Annotated in this window: 6 protein-coding genes and 1 pseudogene; 3 read left to right on the top strand and 4 right to left on the bottom strand. The window is 64.3% G+C overall.

All coding sequences use genetic code 11. The annotated features are described in order from the left end of the window. Window positions 1-164: 164 nt before the first annotated feature. The 4 genes from JWQ89_RS06025 to JWQ89_RS06010 form a co-directional block, all read right to left on the bottom strand. Complete coding sequence (locus JWQ89_RS06025) at window positions 165-536, bottom strand: type II toxin-antitoxin system PemK/MazF family toxin (protein ID WP_299639291.1); 372 nt, start codon at window positions 534-536, stop codon at window positions 165-167. Beyond that, window positions 533-778 carry an antitoxin MazE family protein gene (locus JWQ89_RS06020; RefSeq protein ID WP_299639289.1) on the bottom strand — a complete coding sequence of 82 codons (246 nt, stop codon included), beginning with the start codon at window positions 776-778 and terminating at the stop codon, window positions 533-535. Before JWQ89_RS06020 ends, JWQ89_RS06025 begins: the two co-directional genes overlap by 4 nt. Window positions 779-826: 48 nt before the next feature. Beyond that, a complete protein-coding gene (locus JWQ89_RS06015) occupies window positions 827-1,390 on the bottom strand; it encodes a lysine transporter LysE (RefSeq protein ID WP_299639286.1) in 564 nt (187 codons plus the stop codon). Between the two features lie 198 nt (window positions 1,391-1,588). Further along, window positions 1,589-2,515 (bottom strand): helix-turn-helix domain-containing protein, encoded by a 927-nt coding sequence (locus tag JWQ89_RS06010; protein WP_299639284.1) that lies wholly within the window; start codon window positions 2,513-2,515, stop codon window positions 1,589-1,591. A gap of 162 nt (window positions 2,516-2,677) precedes the next feature. On the opposite strand from JWQ89_RS06010, the gene JWQ89_RS06005 reads away from it, so the two are divergent. The 3 genes and pseudogenes from JWQ89_RS06005 to JWQ89_RS05995 all read left to right on the top strand — a co-directional run. Then, window positions 2,678-4,765, top strand: a complete 2,088-nt coding sequence (locus tag JWQ89_RS06005) for an ABC transporter substrate-binding protein (RefSeq protein WP_299639282.1) — start codon at window positions 2,678-2,680, stop codon at window positions 4,763-4,765. 87 nt (window positions 4,766-4,852) lie between these two features. Beyond that, the gene (locus JWQ89_RS06000) at window positions 4,853-5,866 is read left to right on the top strand and encodes an ABC transporter permease (protein WP_299639293.1); all 1,014 of its coding nucleotides are present in this window, start codon (window positions 4,853-4,855) and stop codon (window positions 5,864-5,866) included. Next, window positions 5,863-6,398, top strand: a pseudogene (locus tag JWQ89_RS05995) (ABC transporter permease); the annotation flags it as partial. The gene JWQ89_RS06000 and the pseudogene JWQ89_RS05995, both read left to right, overlap by 4 nt.

Genomic DNA, 6,398 nt, shown 5'->3' with positions numbered 1-6,398 from the left:
ACCCCTCTGGTCGCGCCCGCCAACACCCCCTTCATGCCCTTCAACCCCAACCCGCCGGATTTCTCCGCCGGCCTGCGCTTCAACCTCCACAACAACAAATGGGGCACCAACTTCCCCATGTGGTGGGGCGCCGACCGCTTCGCCGCGAGGTTCGTGCTGGAGCTTTAGCGGTCGGCCTCAAGGCCTTCGAGGGCGCTTTCGCCGCCTCCTGTATTCAAGCCAAGAAAGAGCCGGACTGCAGCATTCATTTGGCTCACGCTCGTGGCATCGAGCTGACCGATGCGTTGGCCAAGCTTTGCGCGTGGAACGGTCGCGACCTTGTCGATCATCATCTGGCTCTGGAGCGTCAATCCGTTGTCCGCCGTGGGCACCACCGTGATCCGCAGCCAAGGAGTCGGATTCAATTCGCCCGTCAGCGGACAAATCGTCACTGAGTTCGTGTCACTGAAGCTGTCGTCTTGAATGATAACCACGGGACGAGGTTTGCGGCCATATTCCGTGCTGTTGGCAGAAGTCCAGATTTCGCCGCGCTTCACTTCTCGTTCCGCCAAGTCTCACTTTCCTGATCATTCCACTCCTGCAACGAGTCGATGAAGGCCTGATCCTCGGCCTCAAAGGGACTATTGGCGATGAGCTGAGCCTGGCGCCTGGCCTCGCGCTTGAACTCTTCCGAGCTTGTGTCCGGCACCCAGATTTGTATCGGTCGCAGGCCCTGCGCCCTGAGCCTTGCCCGATGCTCGCGCACCCGTTCCTTGTTCGACTTTGCTGTAGATGCCATCCCGGCCTCCGTTACATGTAACGTAGGCGCGAACTGCTCAAATGTCCATTATCCGAGCACCGACGCCGCGATCACCCCGGCGAATCCCACCAGCGCCACCGACGCCACGCGCCGGATGATTCCCGCATTCTTCGAAGCCGCCCCGATTGCCCGCCCAACGAGGATCCACGCAAACCCCACGCTCGGCACCGCTATGGCAAATGCCCCCACGAACCATGCAAGGGCAGGGTGCTCCGCCGGGATGATGCTCAATGCAAAGATCAGCGCCTTGGGGTTGAGTAGCGTGGTGATGAACACCGCCCGGACGCCGACGGTCTCAGTCCCGGCCAGCGCCGCATCGTGCCGCCACAGCCGGAACGCGATCCAGCCCAGATAGACCACCACGGCGATCTTGAGCCCGATCCCAACCACCGGCCATTGATGGATCACCGGTCCCAGCACCATGCGGATCGCCGCGACTGCAATGAGATAGCCCCCGAGCTCGCCGATCAGCAGCGGCAGCGAGCGCCGCACGCCGACCACGGCGCCAGAGGTCGCCAGCAGCGTATTGGTAGGCCCGGGCGTGCCGAGCAGCGTCAGCACGGCGAGTATGAACAGGATCGGGTCGGTCATTGCAGCTCGGCGGCTCCACGCGTCACGCGCGAGTGAAGCGCAGGACGCGGCCGCGGCGCAAGGGGCAGCATCTGAGCCGGTGGCTGTGGGGGAGGGACACCAAGACACCGCCGCCTGTGAGAGCGTCTCCCTCCCCATACTTAGGGGGAGGGGACAGGGGTGGGGGTCCACAGCCACCGGCCTCACTATCCGCACCCCCTACCGCAAATAATGCGCCCGCATCTGCCGCGGCGTCAGCCCGTAAGCATTCCTGAACTGCACATAGAACTGGCTGAGCGCGGTGAACCCGCTCTCGAACGCCACGTTCTCGATCGACAGGCTCCCCTCGAACAGCAGCGAGCGCGCCCGGATCAGCCGCATCCGCACCACGAACTTGTGCATCGGCACGCGCATCACCTCGGTGAACAGGTTGAGCGCATAGTTGGGATGGAGCCCCACCACTTTCGCCACGTCCTCGGCCCGCAACGGTGCCGACAGGTTCTCGAGAATGTGCCGGATCATCGCCACCACGTAGCGCAGCGGCGTCGCCGCCCGCGGCGATGAGCCGACGCTCTCGATCCACGGCTCCATCAGCAGGTCCCAGCCCGTCACCGCCGCCCGCCGCAGCATCAGCCCGATTTCCTCCTTGAGGATGTCGGTGCGCTCCGCGTCGCCCGACCGATAGTCCTGGAACCAGCGGGTGAGCGTGTCCGCGCCGATCGTCTCCGGCGGCAGCATCACCACGCCCCCGCCCATCATCGTCTCGGTGAGCTTGCCCAGGTTCGGCATGTGCAGGAAGCTGTCGAGCGGCAGGTAGACATTGCATTGCCGGCTGTCCGATTTCGGCCCGGTATCGAGCCCCACCGTCTGGTGCGGAATGCCGGCCCAGAACAGCACCAGCCGCTCCGGCGGGATTCTGAGCGGCCGCCCGTCCATCACATAGTCCATGCTCCCGGCCGTCAGCCAGTTGAGCTCGATATGCCCGTGATAGTGCTCCTCGGGCATGATCTGGGGGTTGAACCAGCGGATGCCGAAGCGGCCGAACGCCTGCGTCTGCGCATAGAACTGCCGGTCGGGGCGGGGCACCGGGGCGGTGGCCTTTTCCCTCGGCTTGCCGGGCAGGAAGTGCGCCGATTGCTCGTTCATCGTCGTTGCGGCTATCTGTAAAAACCGGAAATACTCATTCAGATAACGGGATTGCCCACCCGTTGGCAAGGTCTACCATTTTGAGGCTGGGACAAAAGGCGTTGGGTTGGAGGCCTGCCGCCGGGGTGCGTGTTGCGCCGGTCCCGAGCTTAGGGAGGAACCATGCGTAAACACCTATTTGCCCTTGGCGGGGCAGGCCTTTTGCTGGGCGTTTCGATCATAGCCGCGCAGGCTCAGATCGTCCCGCCGACCACGCCGCCGGACCCGCCGAAATTCGATGCTCAAGGTACGCCAAACTTCGTTGGCGCCAAGGATCTCTACGAGTACGGCACCCTGCCGGAGTACCACGAACCCGACTTCGTCAAGGCCTTCGTCGATGCCGAGCGGCTGCCGCCCATCGAGGAGCGCCTGCCCAAGGAGCCGCTGATCTTCAAGTCGTCGAACATGCCCGACGGCATCGGCGTCTATGGCGACGTCATGCGCCACGTCATCGGCGGCCGGCCGGAAGGCTGGAACTACATGGCCGGCCAGTCGCAGGGCTGGGGCGGCATCGACATGGGCACCATGGAGTGCCTCACCCGCACCGGCCCGCTGTTCGAGATCAAGGCCGACGAACTCGCGCCGCTGCCCAACCTCGCCAAGAGCTGGGAATGGTCCGAGGACGGCCACCAGTTGACCATGCACCTGATCGAAGGCGCCAAGTGGTCGGATGGCGTACCCTTCACCACCGAAGACGCGATCTTCTACTGGGAGGACAACGTCCTCGATCCCAACGTCTCGCCGCTCAACGGCGCGACCCCGGAGACGTTTGGCGAGGGCACGACCCTCACCGCGCTCGATGACTACACCCTGCTCTGGACCTTCAAGGAAGCGTTCCCCAAGCAGTACATCTACCAGATGGCGTACGGCACCTTCTGTCCGGGCCCGGCCCACATCTTCAAGCCGCTCCATCCCAAGTACAAGGCTGGCGCCACTTACGACGAGTACAAGAACGCCATCCCGCCCGAGTACCTGAACATTCCGGTGATGGGCGCCTGGGTGCCGGTCGAGTACCGCCCGGACGACATCGTCGTGATGCGTCGCAATCCGTACTACTGGAAGGTCGACGATCAGGGCAATCAGCTGCCCTACCTCAACGAGGTCCAGTACCGGCTCTCCACCTGGGCCGACCGCGACGTGCAGGCCGTGGCCGGCACCGGCGACTTCTCCAACCTCGAACAGGCCGAAAGCTATGTCGAGGCGCTGAAGCGCTCCGCCGATCCCGCCGCTCCGGCCCGTCTCGCCTTCGGTGCCCGCACCATCGGCTACACGCTCTTTCCGAACCTCTCCGGCAATGGCTGGGGCGAACCGGACGAGCGTCAGCAGGCGATCCGCGAGCTCAACCGCAATGATGATTTCCGCAAGGCGATCAGCTACGCGATCGACCGCCAGCGTCTCGGCGAAGCCCTGGTGAAGGGGCCGTTCACGGCCATCTATCCGGGCGGCCTCTATGCCGGCACGACCTACTACGACAAGGATTCGACCGTGTACTATCCGTACTCGCTCGAGTCCGCCAAGGAACTGTTGAAGAAGGCAGGGCTGGAAGACACCGACGGCAACGGCGTCGTCAACTTCCCGGCAGGCACTGCAGGCGGCGCCGATGTCGAGATCACGCTGCTCGCCAACGCCGACTACCAGACCGACAAGAACCTGGCCGAAGGCGTCATCGCCATGATGGAGCCGCTGGGCATTCGCGTCATCGCCAACTTCCTGACCGGCACCCAGCGCGATGCGACGGAACAGGCGGGCAAGTTCGACTGGCGTGTTGCCCGCAACGGCGCCGAACTCATCGCGGTGGTCCAGAACACCGTCGCTCTGGCACCCACCGGGCCGCAGATCAGCAACTCGCATCGGGCCGGCACCGACGGCACCTTGGACCTGCTGCCGTGGGAGCAGCAACTGGTCGACACCGTCAACGCGTTCATCGCGACCGATGATGCCGCCAAGCGCAAGGAGCTGATGAAGCAGTACCAGAAGCTCTACACCGAGAACCTGTTCGGCATCGGTCTCACCCAGTATCCGGGCGCACTGATCATCAACAAGCGCTTCGCCAACATCCCGGCCGGTGCGCCGATCTTCATGTTCAACTGGGCTGAGGACAACATCATCCGCGAGCGCGTCTACGTGCCCGCCGACAAGCAGCAGAACTACGAACTGCATCCCAACACGCTCCCGGGCGCTCCGGGTTCTGCAGGAGCGGAATCCCTGTAGCCCCTGCTGCACAGAGCCTCAGGCAAGGGGGCGCTCTCCCGTCCCCTTGCCACCTGACGTCACGGGAGTTCGACCGACATGCTGCAATTGCTGCGCTTCCTGGTGATGCGGATCCTGGCAGCCGTGCCGATCCTGCTGGTGTTGAGCGTCGTCACCTTCGCCATCATCCAGGCCCCGCCTGGCGATTACGGCGATTACATCCGCTCGATGCTGATCAACCAGGGCGGCGCCACCTCCGAAGAGGCGGAAGTCCAGGCCGAGGCCTATCGCCAGGCCAACGGGCTCAACGATCCGCTGCCGGTGCAGTATCTCAACTGGATGGGCGGCATCGTCACGCGCTTCGATTTCGGCCACTCGCTCTACTACAACAAGCCGGTCGGCGACGTGGTCGCCGAACGCCTGCCGCGCACCATCCTCCTGGCGCTGACCTGCCACCTGTTCGCGTCCGTCATCGGCATCGGCATGGGCATCGTCGCCGCCACCCGGCAATACAGCTGGGTCGACACCACCTTCGGCGTCATTTCATTCCTCGGCATGACCGTGCCGCGCTTTCTGTTGGCGCTGATCATCATCTACATCCTCGCCTTCAAGCTGAACGTGCAGGAGATCGGCAGTTTCTTCTCCTCGCGATATGGCGGCGCGCCATGGAGTTGGGACAAGTTCCTCAACCTTGTCTCGCACGTCTGGCCGGTGGTCTTCATCGCCACCTTCGGCGGGCTCGCCTACAACATGCGCGTCATGCGGGCCAACCTGCTCGACGTGCTCAACTCGCAATATGTCGAGACGGCGCGAGCCAAGGGCCTGCCCGAGAGCGCCGTGATCATGAAGCACGCCGTGCCCAATGCGCTGCATCCGCTGATCGCCTACCAGGGCGTCGCGCTGCCCTACATGCTGACCGGCGAAATCGAAGTGGCAATAGTCTTTGGCCTCGCTACCGTCGGGCCGGCCATCGTCGGCTCGATGGCGGTCGGTGACGTGTACGTCACTGCCACCTTCGTCCTCGTCCTGGCTGTCACCCTGATGATCGGCAACATCCTGGCCGACCTGCTGCTCGCCGCGGTCGATCCGCGCGTCCGGCTGGGCGGGGAGAACCGCGAATGACCGAGATCGCCGACAAACCCCTGTTGCCCGATACCGCCGCGCGTCCCGCCGACCTCGCACCGCCTGCCGTGGTGCAACCGGTCATCGCCGGCCGCTTCGCCCACGGCAACGAGACCTACATCACCCTGGTCTGGCGCCGCTTCCGCCGCTCGACCATAGGCATGATGGGCCTGGTGCTCACCCTGGCGCTGTTGCTGATGGCCATCTTCGGCGATTTCTTCGCCCCGATGGACCCCAAGCGAGCCGAGATCGGCTTCGCCCCGCCCGACCATGTCGAATTCACCGCCCCCGACGGCAGCTTCAGCCCGATCCCGTTCGTCTATCCGATCGTCGAGACCGGCGAGTTCGATCCCGTCACCTTCCAGCCGCTGACCGGCCCGGACAAGACCAACCCCACGGCGCTGGGCTTCTTCGTCAAGGGCCACCGCTACAACCTGCTCGGCCTGATCCCGTCCGACATCCACTTCTTCGGCTCCGTCGATGGCCGCCCGATCCACTTCCTCGGCACCGACAAGTTCGGCCGCGATATCCT

Origin of the sequence: Devosia sp. (genome assembly GCF_028290645.1) — a bacterium.
Lineage (GTDB): Bacteria > Pseudomonadota > Alphaproteobacteria > Rhizobiales > Devosiaceae > Devosia_A.
This window is presented reverse-complemented; position numbering and strand designations above follow the sequence as displayed.